Annotated in this window: 13 protein-coding genes, 1 other RNA gene and 1 riboswitch; of the genes, 9 read left to right on the plus strand and 5 right to left on the minus strand. The window is 68.2% G+C overall.

Annotated features, from left to right (window positions below):
- Positions 1-35 precede the first annotated feature (35 nt).
- Genes ATI37_RS03280 through ATI37_RS03290 form a run of 3 tightly spaced genes read left to right on the plus strand, consistent with a single transcriptional unit; the run spans position 36 to position 2,719 of the window.
- Entirely contained in the window at positions 36-1,691 is a 1,656-nt protein-coding gene (locus ATI37_RS03280; protein WP_117237095.1) for an acyl-CoA mutase large subunit family protein, read from the plus strand.
- Positions 1,692-1,700: 9 nt separating this feature from the next.
- Positions 1,701-2,129 (plus strand): cobalamin B12-binding domain-containing protein, encoded by a 429-nt coding sequence (locus ATI37_RS03285; RefSeq protein WP_117237096.1) that lies wholly within the window; start codon positions 1,701-1,703, stop codon positions 2,127-2,129.
- 2 nt (positions 2,130-2,131) lie between these two features.
- Positions 2,132-2,719 (plus strand): peroxidase-related enzyme, encoded by a 588-nt coding sequence (locus ATI37_RS03290; protein WP_117237097.1) that lies wholly within the window; start codon positions 2,132-2,134, stop codon positions 2,717-2,719.
- A 72-nt stretch (positions 2,720-2,791) separates the two neighbouring features.
- Here the strand turns inward: ATI37_RS03290 and ATI37_RS03295 are convergent, their stop codons facing one another.
- The 5 genes from ATI37_RS03295 to ssrA form a co-directional block, all read right to left on the minus strand.
- On the minus strand, positions 2,792-4,948 hold the full coding sequence (locus tag ATI37_RS03295) for a VWA domain-containing protein (protein ID WP_232822433.1): 2,157 nt from the start codon (positions 4,946-4,948) through the stop codon (positions 2,792-2,794).
- Between the two features lie 4 nt (positions 4,949-4,952).
- Positions 4,953-6,152: a bifunctional 3,4-dihydroxy-2-butanone-4-phosphate synthase/GTP cyclohydrolase II gene (locus ATI37_RS03300; protein WP_117237098.1), complete on the minus strand. Its 1,200-nt coding sequence runs from the start codon at positions 6,150-6,152 to the stop codon at positions 4,953-4,955.
- Positions 6,152-6,736 carry a riboflavin synthase gene (locus ATI37_RS03305; protein WP_117237099.1) on the minus strand — a complete coding sequence of 195 codons (585 nt, stop codon included), beginning with the start codon at positions 6,734-6,736 and terminating at the stop codon, positions 6,152-6,154. The genes ATI37_RS03300 and ATI37_RS03305 overlap by 1 nt, the downstream gene beginning before the upstream one ends.
- A complete protein-coding gene (ribD, locus tag ATI37_RS03310; protein WP_117237100.1) occupies positions 6,736-7,869 on the minus strand; it encodes a bifunctional diaminohydroxyphosphoribosylaminopyrimidine deaminase/5-amino-6-(5-phosphoribosylamino)uracil reductase RibD in 1,134 nt (377 codons plus the stop codon). The genes ATI37_RS03305 and ribD overlap by 1 nt, the downstream gene beginning before the upstream one ends.
- A gap of 2 nt (positions 7,870-7,871) precedes the next feature.
- Positions 7,872-7,993, minus strand: a riboswitch (FMN riboswitch).
- A 192-nt stretch (positions 7,994-8,185) separates the two neighbouring features.
- Positions 8,186-8,535, minus strand: a transfer-messenger RNA (tmRNA) gene (ssrA, locus tag ATI37_RS03315).
- 159 nt (positions 8,536-8,694) lie between these two features.
- On the opposite strand from ssrA, the gene rimP reads away from it, so the two are divergent.
- The 6 genes from rimP (at position 8,695) to secD (ending at position 14,852) form a co-directional block, all read left to right on the plus strand.
- Complete coding sequence (gene rimP, locus ATI37_RS03320) at positions 8,695-9,120, plus strand: ribosome maturation factor RimP (protein ID WP_117238498.1); 426 nt, start codon at positions 8,695-8,697, stop codon at positions 9,118-9,120.
- Positions 9,121-9,128: 8 nt separating this feature from the next.
- Positions 9,129-10,283, plus strand: a complete 1,155-nt coding sequence (gene nusA / locus ATI37_RS03325; RefSeq protein WP_117237101.1) for a transcription termination factor NusA — start codon at positions 9,129-9,131, stop codon at positions 10,281-10,283.
- A 2-nt stretch (positions 10,284-10,285) separates the two neighbouring features.
- Positions 10,286-10,561: a YlxR family protein gene (locus ATI37_RS03330; protein ID WP_117237102.1), complete on the plus strand. Its 276-nt coding sequence runs from the start codon at positions 10,286-10,288 to the stop codon at positions 10,559-10,561.
- Positions 10,530-12,245, plus strand: a complete 1,716-nt coding sequence (infB, locus tag ATI37_RS03335) for a translation initiation factor IF-2 (protein ID WP_117237103.1) — start codon at positions 10,530-10,532, stop codon at positions 12,243-12,245. Before ATI37_RS03330 ends, infB begins: the two co-directional genes overlap by 32 nt.
- A gap of 9 nt (positions 12,246-12,254) precedes the next feature.
- Positions 12,255-12,551, plus strand: coding sequence for a hypothetical protein (locus tag ATI37_RS03340; protein WP_232822434.1), 297 nt, complete (start codon positions 12,255-12,257; stop codon positions 12,549-12,551).
- A 96-nt stretch (positions 12,552-12,647) separates the two neighbouring features.
- Positions 12,648-14,852 carry a protein translocase subunit SecD gene (gene secD / locus ATI37_RS03345; protein ID WP_117237104.1) on the plus strand — a complete coding sequence of 735 codons (2,205 nt, stop codon included), beginning with the start codon at positions 12,648-12,650 and terminating at the stop codon, positions 14,850-14,852.
- The last annotated feature ends 1 nt before the right edge of the window (position 14,853 follow it).

Below are 14,853 nucleotides of genomic sequence, written 5' to 3' on the forward strand. Positions count from 1 at the left end.
CAAAAAAGCGTAAACTGGAGGGCAAAGGAGGGCCCATGCGGAAGAAGCACGACTGGCTCAGGGAGACCTACCAGAAGAGCCTGGAAAAGATGCCGGAGAGGCCCGTGGCCCACCGCACCCTCTCGGACATCGCCCCCGAACCCCTCTACACCCCCGAGGACATCGGGGTCCTGGACCCGGAGTACGGGGAGAAGCGGGGCTTCCCCGGGGAGTACCCCTACACCCGGGGGGTTTACGGGTCCATGTACCGGTCCAAGCTCTGGACCATGCGCATGTTCGCGGGCTTCGGCACCGCGGAGCAGACCAACGCGCGCTTCAAGAAGCTCCTCCAGGCGGGGCAGACGGGGCTTTCCGTGGCCTTTGACCTCCCCACCCTCATGGGCTACGACTCCGACCACCCCCTCGCCAAGGGCGAGGTGGGGAAGTGCGGGGTGGCCGTGAGCAGCCTGGCGGATATGGAGATCCTCTTTGACGGCATCAACCTCGAGGAGGTCACCACCTCCATGACCATCAACTCCCCCGCCAACGCCATCTGGGCCATGTACCTGGCGGTGGCCAAGAAAAGGGGCTACGACTGGAAGAGGCTTGGGGGGACCATCCAGAACGACATCCTCAAGGAGTTCATCGCCCAGAAGGAGTACATTTTCCCCCCCGAGCCCAGCGTGAAGCTGGTCATCGACACCTTTGAGTGGGGGCCCAAGAACGTCCCCAAGTGGAACTTCATCTCCGTCTCGGGCTACCACATCCGGGAGGCGGGCTCCACGGCGGTCCAGGAGCTGGCCTGGACCCTGGCCGACGGCTTTGAGTACGTGGAAGCCGCCCTCAAGCGGGGCCTGGACATCGACGAGTTCGCCCCCAGGATCAGCTTCTTCTTTGACGTCCACAACGACTTCTTTGAGGAGATCGCCAAGTTCCGGGCGGCCCGGCGCATCTGGGCCAAGGAGATGCGCCACCGCTACGGGGCCAAGAACCCCCAGAGCTGGGCCCTCCGCACCCACGCCCAGACCGCCGGGGCCTCCCTCACCGCCCAGCAACCCCTGAACAACATCGCCCGGGTGGCCATCCAGGCCTTGGCGGCGGTCCTTGGGGGCACCAACAGCCTCCACACCGACGCCTACGACGAGGCCCTGGCACTGCCCACGGAGGAGAGCGCCACCATTGCCCTAAGGACCCAGCAGATCATCGCCTACGAGACCGGGGTCACCCACACCATAGACCCCCTGGCGGGGAGCTACTACGTGGAGTGGCTCACCGACGAGATGGAGCGCCAGGCCATGGCCATCATCGGGGAGATCCGCCGCATGGGGGGCGTGGTGCGGGCCATCGAGGAGGGGTACTTCCTCCGGGAGCTAGCCGAGGCCAGCTACCGCTACCAGCAGGAGGTGGAGCGCAAGGAGCGGATCATCGTGGGGGTGAACGCCTTCACCGACGAGATCCCCCTCAAGGTGCCCATCCAGCTGGTGGACCCCGAGGTGGAAAGGGTGCAGGCGGAGAGGCTCGCCCAGGTGCGCCGGGAGCGGGACTCGAGGCGGGTGGCCGAGGCCCTGGAGGGGCTTCACCGGGCGGCCAAAGAGGGCCAGAACACCATGCCCCACTTCGTGGAGTGCGCCCTGGCCTACTGCACCCTGGGGGAGATGATGGACGTCCTGCGGGAGGTCTACGGCACCTACCAGGAGCCGGCCTACGTCTAAGGGTATAGAATGGCGGCAATGGACAGGCGCATTCGGGTCCTCATCGCCAAGCCGGGGTTAGACGGCCACGACCGGGGGGCCAAGGTCGTGGCCCGCGCCCTCCGGGACGCAGGGATGGAGGTCATCTACACTGGGCTCCGGCAGACCCCGGAGATGATCGTCTCCGCCGCCATCCAGGAGGACGTGGACGCCATCGGGCTTTCCATCCTCTCTGGGGCCCACATGCACTACTTCCGGGAGGTGAAGCGCCTCCTAGAGGAGCAGGGGGCCTCGGACATCCTCCTCTTCGGCGGAGGGATCATCCCCGATGAGGACGTGCCCAAGCTGAAGGCGCTGGGGGTGGCCGCCGTCTTTGGCCCTGGCACCAGCACCCAGGAGGTGGTGGACTTTCTGAGGCGGAGGGTGCCCGAGCGCTGGCGGGCCCAGGAAGGGGTTTGAGCATGGAAACGGTAGAAGCCGAAAGGATCGCCTGGCTTAGGGTCCCCGCAGAGGAAAGCCTTCCCGAAGAGGTCCGGGCCCTTTTCGGCAAGTTCCGGGAAAAGACCGGGCTGGTGCCCAACGTGGCCCGGGCCTTCGCCCTCCTCCCCGAACACTTCCTGCGTTGGTTCCGCTACTACGACTTCCTCATGCGCTCCGAGGGCTACCTCTCCCGCAAGGAGCGGGAGATGATTGCGGTGGTGGTCTCGGCGGAGAACCGCTGCGAGTACTGCCTGGCGAGCCACTCCGCCTACCTGCGGGAGGTCAGCGGGGACGAAACCCTCCCCGAGGTCCTGGCCGCCAACTACCGCCGGGCCCCCTTGAGCCCTCGGGAGAGGGCCCTTTTGGACTTTGCGGTGAAGGTCACCGGCCCCTCCTGGACCTTGGGGGAGGAGGACCTGGTCCCCTTGCGGGCGGCTGGCCTATGCGATGAGGCCATCCTCGAGGCGGCCCAGGTGGCGGCCATGTTCAACTTCACCAACCGCCTGGCCAACGCCCTGGGCTGGAAACCCAACCCCGAGTACTACCGGTTGGGCCGGGGCGGGCCCTGAGGGCCTCAAGGACAGGTCGGGAGGCGGACCAGGTCCTCCGGAGAGGGCAGGGGTGGCGTAGGAGGCAGCGGGCTAACCTCCCAAAGGCCTTGGGGTTGTGGCCCCATGGGCTCGGGCCTCCAGGAGCCGCTCTAGGAGGAAGAGGAGGAGGGCCAAGGCCAGGAGGTAGGGCCTAAGGGAGAGGGGAGCGGAGGCCCTCTCCGGAAGTTCCCCTAAGCTGAGGAGCCTGCCCCCGCTCCCCTCGGCCAGGGCCCTGAGGACGGCCTCCCCGTCCCGGGGGCTCCACTCCCCGGGGAGGGGAAGGGCAAGGGGCAGGCGCCGTTTCCCGTCCAACAACACCCCCTCCTCCCGCAAGAACACCTCGTGGCTCAGGGGACCCGTGGGAAGCAGGGGAATCTCCTTGCCCCCCGCTAGGGCCAGCGGGGCCTCCAGCCTCCCCAGAACCACCACCCGCACCTCCTCCCCCTGGGGGTAGGCGTGGAGGGCCAGGGCCTGGCGGGTCCCCGCCAGATAGCGGGCGAGCCCGCCAAGAAAAGGAGCCGCCTCCTCCCAGTCCCTCCAGGAGCGGGAGAGATCCGTGGCCAGGGCGGCCACCCTCCCCTCCCCCCGCTCCCCCAAGGCCAGCACCACCCGCTCCTCGCTTTGGAGGAGGACCTCGGCCCAAGGCTCCGCCCTGGCGGGGAGGAGGACGCGGAGGGAGGGAAAGGCGAAGCCCTGGGTTAGGGGATGGGGAAGGGCCTCCGCGGGGAAGCGCCCCTCCAGGCCCTCCCCTTGGAAGATCTCCTGCCCCTCCCTCAGGAAAAGCCTAGGGAGCTCACCGGCGGTGGCCGCCTGGTAGAACCGCCCCCCGCCCCTCCGGGCGAGCTCTTCCAGGAATGAGGCGTCCGCATCCGCCCCCAGAGCCAGGGTGCTCACCTCTACGCCCGAGGTCTCGGCCAGGGTGAGGATGGGCTCCGGGGGATCAAAGATGATCCCGTCGGAGAGGACCAGGATGGCCTTCCGCTCCACGGGAACCTCTTGCAAGAGCCTCAGGGCCTCCTGGAAGGCCCCGCCCAGCACCGTACCCCCTCCTGCCCGGAGAGAGAGGAGGAGGCTTTCCGCCTCCCTCTTGCCCTGCTCGGTCATGGGCCGCGGAGGGAAGAGGATGCGGGGGGCGGAGCTGAAGAGGACCACCCCCAGGTAGTCCTCGGGGGCGGCGCTCCTGACGAGCTCCAAAGCCCCAGTCACCGCCATGGCGAGCTTCTCCCCCTCCATGCTCCCCGAGACGTCCAGGACCAGGACCAGGGCCGCCCCCTTGCGCCCTAAGGGTTTCAAAGGGAGGTCCTCCGGAAGGGCGCGGTCCCACCCTCCGAAGAAGAGGCCCTTGGGGGTGGCGGTGAAGAGCAGCCCCCCTCCTTGGCGCAGGTAGTCCCGCAGGGCCTCCGGGGCCCCTTGGGGGAGGTCCAGCACCCCCACCCCCACGGCCACCAGGTCCAGCTGTTCAAGGGAAGGGGGGAGCTGGAGGCTCTCCTCCACGGCGAAGCCCTGGGCCTCCAGGTAACGGGCTAGGGCCGGGTCCCCCAGGACCAAGGCCCTGGCGCGGTCGGCGGGATTCAGACGGACCCCGGCCTCGCTCCTCCCCCAAGGCCCCTCGGCCACCGCCCGTACCTCGGCGCTTTCCACCAGGGGGAAGGTGTAGGTGAGGACCCGCCTCCCCTCCACTAGAAGGCGCTTTTCCAAAGGCCCTGCAGGGCCTTCCACCCGGAGGAGGGCCTCGGTGGGGCGGGGGGCCTCGAGGACCACCCCTACGGCCACGGTCTCCCCGAGAAGGGGGTAAAGGGGCGGGACCAGGCGCAGGTCCACGTAGGGCCTGGGGGGCACATAGAGGGCATCCAGGGGGAAGGGCGGGGGCACGGGGTCCAGGAGGCCATCGGAGACCAGGACCACCCGGCTGGGCCTGAGCTTTAGGGCCTCCTGGAAGGCCGCCCTTAGGTCCGTCCCCTCCCCCAGGTCCAGCCTTCTCGCCGTGGGGGAGGCAATCGGGGCCGCCCGCTCGGCGAAGGCCACGTAGCTGGCGCCCCTGGGGAGGTTTTCCGCCAAGGCGAAGACGCTCTCCCGGGCGGAGGGGGAGAAGTCCAGGAGGTAGACCACCCGGCCTGGAAGGGAGAGGCGGGGGTCCAGAAAGGCCAGGAGGAGGCCCAGAAGGACAAGCGCCCTGAGGAGGTGGATCCCAGACACGCTCCGCACCATGGCCTCAGTCCATCCAGTGGCCCAGCTTCTCCCTCTTGGCCTGGAGGTAGCGCTCGTTGAAGGGGTTGTCCCCAGCCCTCAGAGGGACGCGCTCCACGATCTCTATACCAAAGCCGGAAAGGGCCCTGACCTTCCTGGGGTTGTTGGTGAGGAGGCGCATCTTCCTGACCCCCAGGTCGTAGAGGATCTGGGCTCCCACCCCGTAGTCCCGGAGGTCCGGGGGGAAGCCCAAGGCCAGGTTGGCCTCCACCGTGTCCAGTCCCTGGTCCTGGAGATGATAGGCCCGGATCTTGTTCACAAGGCCGATCCCCCGCCCCTCCTGCCTGAGGTAGACCAAGATCCCCTTCCGCTCCTGAGCGATGCGTTCCAGGGCCAGGTCCCGCTGGAAGCCGCAGTCGCACCTCAGGGAGTGGAGGGCGTCCCCGGTGAGGCACTCCGAGTGCATGCGCACGAGGACAGGCTCCTCAGACCCCCAAGAGCCCATGACGAGGGCGGCGTGCTCCCCTCCCGTAAGGGCGTCCCGGTAGGCCAGGATGCGGAACTCCCCGAAGCGGGTGGGAAGGCTCGCCTCCGCCTCCCGGCGCACGTAGAGGTCCCCCTTCAAAAGCCGGTAGCGGATGAGGTCGGCGATGGTCCCCACCTTGAGGCCATGCCTCCCTGCAAACTCCAGGAGGTCGGGGAGGCGGGCCATCGTCCCGTCCTCCTTGAGGATCTCAATGAGGCTCCCCACCGGGGTGAGGCCGGCAAGGCGCAGGAGGTCCACCGTGGCCTCGGTGTGCCCCGCCCGGCGCAAGACCCCGCCCGGCCACGCCACCAGGGGGAATATGTGCCCCGGGCGGCGGAAGTCCTGCGGCCCCACCTCGGGGTCGGCGAGGAGCCTGATGGTGGCCGCCCGCTCAAAGGCGGAGATGCCGGTGGTGGTGCCCCTGGCGTCCACGCTCACGGTGAAGCGGGTGCCCTGGGGGTCCTGGTTCCTCGCCACCATGAGGGGGAGGTCCAGGGCCTGGGCCCTTTCCTCAGCCATGGCCACGCAGAGGAGGCCCCGGCACTCCCGGAGCATGAAGTTCACCCACTCCGGGGTGACGTGCTCCGCCGCCATGATGAGGTCCCCCTCGTTCTCCCGGTCCTCGTCGTCCACCAGGATCACCGGACGGCCCTGGCGGAGTTCCTCCAGGAGCTCCTTGACGCCCGCAAGCCCCTCCATCAAGCCCTCCCCAAAAGCCTCTCCAGATACCGGGCGATGAGGTCCACCTCGAGGTTCACCCTGTCCCCCACCCTTAGCCCCCCCAGGTTGGTCACGGCCAGGGTGTGGGGGATGAGGGTCACGAAGAAGGCCTCCCCCTCAAGCCCGGCCACCGTGAGGGAGACCCCGTTCAGGGTTACGCTTCCCTTTTCCGCGATGTAGCGGGCGTATTCCCTGGGGGGCCGGAAGAAGTAATCCCTGGCCCCCGGGGCCTCCCGGATGCCCACGAGCTCCGCCACCCCGTCCACGTGCCCGGTGACGAGGTGCCCCCCCAGGCGGTCCCCCACCCTTAGGGCCCTTTCCAGGTTGGGGCGGTGGCCCACCCGCCAGGTGGGGGCGGTGCGCCCCAGGGTCTCCTGGGCTAGCTCCACCCAAAACCCTTCCCCGTCCACGGCGACGGCGGTGAGACAGACCCCGTCCACGGCCACGGAGTCCCCCACCCTAAGGTCCTCCAGGACCTTCTTGGCCAGGATCCTTACCCCCAGGAAGGGGCCTTCCCGAACCTCCAGGATCTCCCCCGTCTCCTCCACCAGCCCCGTGAACATCACGCCTCCAGGTAGGCCTCTAGCCACAGGTCCTCCCCCAGCCACTCCCGGCGGTGGAGGCGAAGCCTTAAGGCCTCGGCCATCCGCTCCACGCCAAACCCCTCCAGAAGCCCCCTTCCCTCCCCTACGAGCTTGGGGGCCAGGAAGAGGGCAAGCTTGTCCACAAGCCCCCTCTCCAGGAAGGCGGCGGCAAGCCTTGGCCCCCCCTCCAAAAGGACCCCGTCAATCCCCTCTTCCAGGAGGAGGGCCAGGGCCCTTTCCGGGCTCACCCACCCCCCCTCCCGGGGAAGGGCCACCACCCGGGCCCCGGCGGCCTTGAGGGCCTCCACCCGCGCCTTCGGGGCCCCTTCTCCCACCAGGACCAGGACCCGGGCCGCCTCCCCCCGGGGGCCTTCCCGGAAGAGGCGGGCCGAGGGGGGTGTGCGGGCCTCGGTGTCCAGGACCACCTTGAGGGGGTCCCGGAGGGGCGGGGGCTCTAGCATCAGGGGGAAGGGGCGGAAGTCGGGGTTCCGCACGGTGAGGGCCGGGTCGTCCTTCAGGACCGTGCCCACCCCCACAACCACCGCGGGGAGCCACTGCCGGTAGGCCTGGGCCACCCGGCGGCTCGCCTCCGAGGACACCCAGCGGGCGTCCCCAGAAAGGGTGGCCACCTTCCCGTCCAGGGTGAGGGCTGCCTTGAGGAGGACGAAGGGGCGGCCCTTCTTCTGGGCGAAGAAGAAAACCTCGTTCTGTTCCCTGGCCTCCTCCTCCAAAAGCCCGGCCTCCACCTCTACCCCCGCCTGCCGGAGCCTTTCCGCCCCTCCTTGGGCCAGGGGGTTCGGGTCCCGGGCCGCCAGGACCACCCGGGCCACGCCCGCCTGGACCAAGGCCAGGGAGCAGGGAGGGGTGCGGCCAAAGTGGTCGCAGGGCTCGAGGGTCACGTAAAGGGTAGCCCCCCGGGCCCTCTCCCCCGCCTCCTCCAGGGCCAGGACCTCGGCGTGGGGGGCCCCCGCCCTGGGGTGATGCCCCTCCCCCACGATCCGCCCCTCCCGCACCACCACCGCCCCCACCAGGGGGTTGGGGTGGGTGTGGCCCCTGGCCCTCTCGGCCAGCTGCAGGGCTCTTCGCAGGAAACGCTCGTCTAGGTCGCGCAAACGCCCTCCTTCTCCCATCCGGACTTTCACCGTCGGCCCCGGAATTCCACCGGATCGGGCCCCCAGGGGGGCTTCGCGGGCTTTCACCGCCGGTGGGGACTTCCACCCCGCCCCGAAGGAGGTGCCAAAGGCACCAAGGGTATTTTACCCGGTCTAGAAGGGGCGAAGTGTGGGAGTGGAACACTAAGTGCCCCTCCCCCTTGGCCCCCATCCCCAAGGGGCGCTTTGGCGCTTCGGGCAGGCACGGCGCAGCCTTTGCCGCACCGCCACCGCACATGTGGGGAAGAGGAAAGGGGTGCCTCTCGGCACCCCTATCTGGTGGAGGTGGGGGGAGTCGAACCCCCGTCCAAAGGTCCCTACAGCGGGCCTCTACGCGCGTAGTCCGCGTTTGGGGTGTCCCCCTGGCTTGGCCCGCGGACGGGCGGCCAAGGGCAAGCCTCCTTGGGGTTCGCCTGGGGTTAGGAGGCGTGGCCCCAGGCTAGCCGGGTTTGTGTCCCCGCTTCCGGTGAGCCCCCGGCGGGGCTACCGGGCGGGGTCGCGGGCGTTAGGCCGCGAGGGCGTAAGCAGGCTTGTTGGCCTTTGTCCTTTTGCGGGTTTTGGCGAGGCCACCCGCACCTCGGCGCGCAGCCCTGCCTTTGGCGACCCCTGTCGAGACCGTTCACCCCCATGTCCTTAGCCGGGCTCGGACCGGCAACCTTGAGCGTATCAGGCTAAAGGCCTTGTAGTCAAGGCCCCCTTGGGTGTACACTAGGGCCAGTGCTCCCAAGGGAGGGGGGTGGGTTTACACCCACCCTTCCTTTGTGAAGGGAGGCTTGGGAGGTGCCCGTGGACCTTTGGCGGCTTGTGGAAGAGGCGGTGGCCCCCTTGGACCTCGAGGTCCTGGAGGTCAAGGAGGCCCCGGGGGAGGTGCTGGTGCGGCTTGAGCGCAAGGACGAAAAGCCCATCCGCGTGGCCGATCTGGAGCGGGCAAGCCGCCACATTGAGGCCGCGTTGGACCGGGAGGACCCCATCCCGGGGAGCTACCGGCTTCTGGTGGAGTCCCCCGGCCCCAAAAGGCCCCTCTTCACCCGCCGCCACTTTGAGCGCTTCCAGGGCCTAAGGGCCAAAGTGCCGGGCCCGGAGGGCTTTGTGGGGCGCATCCTCCGGGTGGAGGGGGAGGAGGTGGTCTTCCAAGTGGGGCCCGAGGAAAGGCGCCTTACCCTGGGCACCTTCCGCGCCACCCTTGCCGAGTGGCCCGAGGAGCCCAGATAGGAGGAGGGATGAACCGGGATTTCATAGAAGCCTTGCAGCACCTCGCCTTGGAGCGCGGGGTGACCACCGAGGAGGTCCTCGAGGCCTTCAAGGAGGCCCTGCGCAAGGCCTACATCAAAAGGCAAAAGGGCTACCGGAAGGAGGAGATCGAGGAGGGCAAGGGCCCCGAGGTGGACGTCTACATTGACCCCCAGACCGGGCGGATCGAGATGGTGGAGGTCCGCCGGGTGGTGGAGAAGGTGGAGGACCCCGACAAGGAGATCGCCCTCTCCGAGGCCCTCCAGTACGACCCCGAGGTCCAGGTGGGGGACGAGATGGAGTTCCCCATTGACCCCGAGGGCCTCTCCCGGGTGGCCATCCAGGACCTGCGCCAGATCCTCACCCAACGCCTGAAGGAATCCGAGCGCAACCGCATCTACAACGAGTACAAGGACAAGGAAGCCCAGGTCCTCACCGGGGTGGTGACCCGGGTGGACAACCGGGGCAACGTCTTCGTGGACCTGGGCCGGGGCGAGGCCTACTTGCCCAAGAGCGAGCAGATCCCCACGGAGCGCTACTACCCCGGCCAGCGCCTCAAGGTCTACCTGAAGAAGGTGGACCGCTCCGCCAAGGGCCCCTCCTTGATCGTTAGCCGGGCTCACGAGAAGCTCCTGGAGCACCTCCTCAAGCAGGAGGTGCCGGAGATCGCCGAGGGGATCGTGGAGGTGAAGGCCATCGCCCGCGAGCCGGGCCGCCGCAGCAAGGTTGCGGTCACGAGCCACAACCCCAACGTGGATCCCATCGGGGCCTGCATCGGGCACAAAGGCCAGAGGATCCAGGCGGTCTCCGCCGAGCTGGGGCGGGAGAAGGTGGACATCATCCTCTGGTCCAAGGACCCCAAGGAGTTCATAAGGAACGCCCTCTCCCCCGCCCAGGTGGGCTCCATTGAGCTGGACCTCGAGGCCAAGAAGGCCCGGGTCAAGGTGACCAAGGACCAGCACTCCCTGGCCATCGGCACCGGCGGGCAGAACGTGCGCCTGGCCTCCAGGCTCGCCGGCTACGACATCCACTTTGAGGAGGCGGAGATCTCCGACCTGGACGAGGCCATCCGCCGGGCAGCCCAGGAGGAGGCGGAGAAGAGCCGGGCTAAGGAGGAGTTTGAGCGGCTCTTCCGGGATCTCTAGCCATGAAACACATCCCCCTACGCATGTGCGTCGCCTGCCGCAGAAGGCGGCCCAAGGGGGAGCTTCTCCGGGTGCTCCTCAAAGGCGAGGGCTTCCTTCTGGACCCCACGGGGAAGCTCCCCGGCCGGGGGGCCTACGTCTGCCCCGACAACCCGGAATGCTGGAAGGAAAAAAAGCTTCGGCGCCTGGCCGGAGCCCGCGCCAAAGCCCTCGCGGGAGCACTTTTGGCCCACTTAGGAGGTAAGGATGGCCAAGATACGCATCTACCAGCTGGCTAAGGAGCTGGGCATGAAGAATGAGGAGCTCCTGGAGGTCCTGGACCAGATGGGGGTGGCCTACAAGTCCCACGCCTCCACCCTCTCTGAGGAGGACGCGGAAGCGGTGCGGGAACTCATCAAGGAGCAGCGGGGTCTAGAGGAGAGGCTGGCGGAGGAGGAGCGGCGAAAGCGCCTCCCCAGGAGGCCTCCTGTGGTGGTCATCATGGGCCACGTGGACCACGGAAAGACCACCCTCCTGGATTACCTGCGCAAAAGCCGCATCGCCGAAAAGGAGGCCGGGGGGATCACCCAGCACGTGGGAGCCTTTGAGGTGAAGACCCCAGGGGGCACCGTGGTCTTCATCGACACCCCGGGGCACGAGGCCTTCACCACCATAAGGCAGCGGGGAGCCAGGGTGGCGGACATCGCGGTGATCGTGATCGCCGCCGATGACGGCGTCATGCCCCAGACGGAGGAGGCCATCGCCCACGCCAAGGCCGCGGGGGCCAAGCTCCTCTTCGCCCTCAACAAGATGGACCTACCCCAGGCCGACCCCGAAAGGGTGAAGCGGCAGCTGATGGAACGGGGCTTCGTCCCTGAAGAGTACGGAGGGGAGGCCATCCTCGTACCCGTGAGCGCCAAGACGGGCCAAGGGGTGGGGGACCTCCTGGACATGATCCTCCTCCTCGCCGAGCTGGAGGACTACCGGGCGGACCCAGGGGCCGAGCCCAAAGGGGTGATCCTGGAGTCCAAGCTGGACAAGCAGGCGGGGATTGTCGCCAACATGCTGGTCCAGGAGGGGACCTTCCGCGTGGGGGACCACGTGGTGGCCGGGGAGGTCTTTGGGCGCATCCGGGCCATGATGGACGCCGAGGGCAACCAGCGCAAGGAGGCGGGGCCGGGGAGCGCGGTCCAGGTCCTGGGCTTCCAGGAACTGCCCCATGCGGGGGATGTGGTGGAGTGGGTGCCGGACCTGGAGGCCGCCAAGGAGATCGCCGAGGAGCGCAGGGAGGAGCGGAGGGCCGAGGAGGAGGCGGAGAAGGAGCGCCGCCCCAAGACCATGGCCGACCTCCTCCGGGCCCTCCAGGAGGAGGGCAAGAAGGAGGTCAACCTCATCCTGCGGGCGGACACCCAGGGCTCCCTGGAGGCTATCCAGCACATTCTGGCCCGGGAGGGCACGGGCGAGGTGGAGATCCACGTCCTCCTGGCCCAGGTGGGGGCCCCTACCGAGTCCGACGTCCTCCTGGCCCAGACGGCCGGGGCGGCCATCCTGGCCTTCGGGGTCAACCCCCCTGGATCGGTGAGGAAGAAGGCCGAGGAGAGGGGCGTCCTCCTCAAGACCTTCCGCATCATCTACGACCTCATCGACGAGGTGCGGAGCATGGTCCAGGGAAAGAGGGAGCCAAAGTACAAGGAGGAGATCCTGGGCCGGGCCGAGGTGCGGGCCGTCTTCCGCCTGCCCACGGGCAAGCAGGTGGCGGGGTGCATGGTTACCCAGGGCAAGCTTCTGAGGAGCGCCGAGGTCCGCCTCCTGCGCCAGGGGCAGGAGATTTGGCGAGGCCGCATGGCAAGCCTCAAGCGCTTCAAGGAGGACGTGCGCGAGGTGGCCCAGGGGTACGAGTGTGGGCTTGGCCTCGAGGGCTTTGACGCCTTCCAAGAGGGAGATGTTGTAGAAGCATTCCAAGTGGTGGAGGTGACCGCCTAGGGGCAGGGCATGGGGCGAAGCTGGGTCTACCTGGGGATGACCCTGGGCCTCCTGATCCAAGGAGGCCTGGGATCCAATTCCGAGGAAGGGGGGGAGGTCGGCCTCCTGGCCAGCCCCCCGGCCCTGGTCCTCAAGGAGGAGCGCAAGCCCACCCCCCCCTGCCCCCTCCCCCCGCGGGCGGAGATCCCAGTCTTCCCTGACAGAAACCCCCTCGAGGTCCTGCCCTTCCCCAAGGACCACGCCCCCCCACCCCTCCCCTCTACCTCCTCTACGGACGGCTCCAGCTGGAAGGGGGCTAGGGCCTGAGCCCCAGTTCCCGCGCCTACGGGAAGGGGCGCGGGAAAGGGGCCAAGGGCGGCTTCCCCAACCCTAGGCAGACGGCAAACCCTTGTGGAGGTACGCATGAACCGAACCCTCACCACCGGCCTTCTCCTGCTAGGCGTCTTCCTTCTGGCCATCCTCTATGTGTGGAAGCCCTGGGCTCCTGAGGAGCCCAAGATCCGGCTGGGCCTGGACCTCAAGGGGGGCCTCCGCGTCCTCCTGGAAGCGGACGTGGAAAGCCCCGCTCCCGACGACATGGAAAAGGCCCGCATCGTCCTCATCAACCGCATCGATGCCTTGGGCGTGGCCGAGCCCCTCATCCAGATCCAGGGGCAGAAGCGCATCGCAGTGGAGCTTCCCGGCCTCTCCCAGGCGGATCAGGACCGGGCCCTAAACCTGATCGGCCAGCGGGCCGTCTTGGAGTTCCGCATCCTCAAGGAGGGGGCCACGGGCACCACCGTGGCCCAGATCAACCAGGCCCTGAGGGAAAACCCGCGCCTGCGGCGGGAAGACCTGGAAAGGGACCTGATCAAGGCCGAGGACCTGGGCCTCCCCCTCCTCACGGGAGCGGACCTGGCGGACGCCCGGGCGGTCTTTGACCAGTTCGGCCGCCCCCAGGTGGCCCTCACCTTCAACCCGGAGGGGGCCAGGAGGTTTGAGGAGGTCACCCGGGCCAACGTGGGCCGGCGGCTGGCCATCGTCCTGGACGGAAAGGTCTACACCGCCCCCGTTATCCGCCAGGCCATCACCGGAGGGCAGGCGGTCATCGAGGGGCTTGCCAGCCTCGAGGAGGCCAGCGAGATCGCCCTGGTCCTGCGCTCCGGGGCCCTGCCCGTGCCCCTCAAGGTGGTGGAGATCCGGGCCATCGGCCCCACCCTTGGCCAGGACGCCATCCAGGCGGGCATCCGTGCCGTCCTCATCGGCACCCTGGCCATCTTCCTCCTCATCTTCGCTTACTACGGGGCAAGCTTGGGTCTGGTGGCCTCTTTGGGGTTAGTCTACACCGCTGTCCTGGTGCTGGGCCTCCTCTCGGGGCTCGAGGCCACCCTCACCCTCCCCGGCATCGCCGGACTGGTCCTCACCCTGGGTGCGGCGGTGGACGGGAACGTCCTCTCCTTTGAGCGCATCAAGGAGGAACTTCGGGCGGGCAAGCGCTTCCGCCAAGCCATCCCCGAGGGGTTCAAGCGCTCGGCGGTGACCATCCTGGATGCCAATATCTCCACGCTCCTGGCGGCGGCGGCCCTCTACCAGTACGCCACTGGGCCGGCTCGGGGCTTCGCCGTGGTTCTGGCCATCGGCATCGTGGCCGCCATGTTCTCCAATCTGATCCTAAGCCGCTACCTCCTGGAGCGCCTGGCGGGGCGGAGAGAGGCCAAGCCCCCGATGTGGCTGGTGGAGCCCCGCTTTAACTTCATGGGCCCAGCCCGCTACGTCACCCTGGCCACCCTCCTCCTGGCGGCCCTGGCAGGGGGGATGGTCCTCACCAAGGGGTTCAACTACTCCATCGATTTCACCGGGGGGACGGCCTATCTCCTGAGGACCTCCCCGGAGGTGGGTGTGGACACCCTGAGGCGCTTCCTGGAGGAAAAGGGCTTTCCCGCCAGGGAGGCGGTCATCACCCAGGTCCAAGCTCCCATCGCCGACCATAGGGAGTTCTCCGTAAAGCTTCCCCCCTTGGAGGACGCCAGGCGTCTGGAGCTGGAAGGCCTCCTCGCGGAGTTTGGGGCCCAGGTGCTGGTTTCGGAAACCGTGGGTCCGGCCGTGGGTCAGGAACTCCGGCGCGACGCGGTGATGGCGGTCCTGGTGGGCCTGGGGCTCATCTTCATCTACATGGCCTTCCGCTTTGACTGGACCTTCGGGGTAGCCAGCGTCGTGGCTGTGGTCCACGACGTGGCCATCGTGGCCGGGATGTACAGCCTCCTGGGCCTGGAGTTCTCCATCCCCACCATCGCTGCCCTCCTCACCGTCGTCGGCTACTCCATCAACGATTCCATCGTGATCTCCGACCGCATCCGGGAGAACCAGAGGCTCATGCGGGGCGTCCCCTATGCGGAGATGGTCAACCGCTCCCTCAACCAGACCCTCTCCCGCACGGTCATGACCGGCCTCACCACCCTTTTGCCCATCCTCGCCCTCCTCTTCCTGGGGGGGAGCGTTCTCAGGGACTTCGCCCTGGCCATCTTCGTGGGCATCTTCGTGGGGACCTACAGCTCCATCTACGTGGTGAGCGCCCTGGTGGTCTTTTGGCACCAGTTCCGCGCCCGCCGGGCCGAGAGGGCCGCATAGG

This window comes from Thermus sediminis (genome assembly GCF_003426945.1).
Classification (GTDB): domain Bacteria; phylum Deinococcota; class Deinococci; order Deinococcales; family Thermaceae; genus Thermus; species Thermus sediminis.

Coding starts and splice junctions, on each gene's coding strand:
- ATI37_RS03280 (WP_117237095.1), top strand. CDS start 36: ATGCGGAAGAAGCACGACTGGCTCAGGGAGACCTACCAGAAGAGCCTG.
- ATI37_RS03285 (WP_117237096.1), top strand. CDS start 1,701: ATGGCGGCAATGGACAGGCGCATTCGGGTCCTCATCGCCAAGCCGGGG.
- ATI37_RS03290 (WP_117237097.1), top strand. CDS start 2,132: ATGGAAACGGTAGAAGCCGAAAGGATCGCCTGGCTTAGGGTCCCCGCA.
- ATI37_RS03295 (WP_232822433.1), bottom strand. CDS start 4,948: ATGGTGCGGAGCGTGTCTGGGATCCACCTCCTCAGGGCGCTTGTCCTT.
- ATI37_RS03300 (WP_117237098.1), bottom strand. CDS start 6,152: ATGGAGGGGCTTGCGGGCGTCAAGGAGCTCCTGGAGGAACTCCGCCAG.
- ATI37_RS03305 (WP_117237099.1), bottom strand. CDS start 6,736: ATGTTCACGGGGCTGGTGGAGGAGACGGGGGAGATCCTGGAGGTTCGG.
- nusA (WP_117237101.1), top strand. CDS start 9,129: ATGAACCGGGATTTCATAGAAGCCTTGCAGCACCTCGCCTTGGAGCGC.
- ATI37_RS03330 (WP_117237102.1), top strand. CDS start 10,286: ATGAAACACATCCCCCTACGCATGTGCGTCGCCTGCCGCAGAAGGCGG.
- infB (WP_117237103.1), top strand. CDS start 10,530: ATGGCCAAGATACGCATCTACCAGCTGGCTAAGGAGCTGGGCATGAAG.
- ATI37_RS03340 (WP_232822434.1), top strand. CDS start 12,255: ATGGGGCGAAGCTGGGTCTACCTGGGGATGACCCTGGGCCTCCTGATC.
- secD (WP_117237104.1), top strand. CDS start 12,648: ATGAACCGAACCCTCACCACCGGCCTTCTCCTGCTAGGCGTCTTCCTT.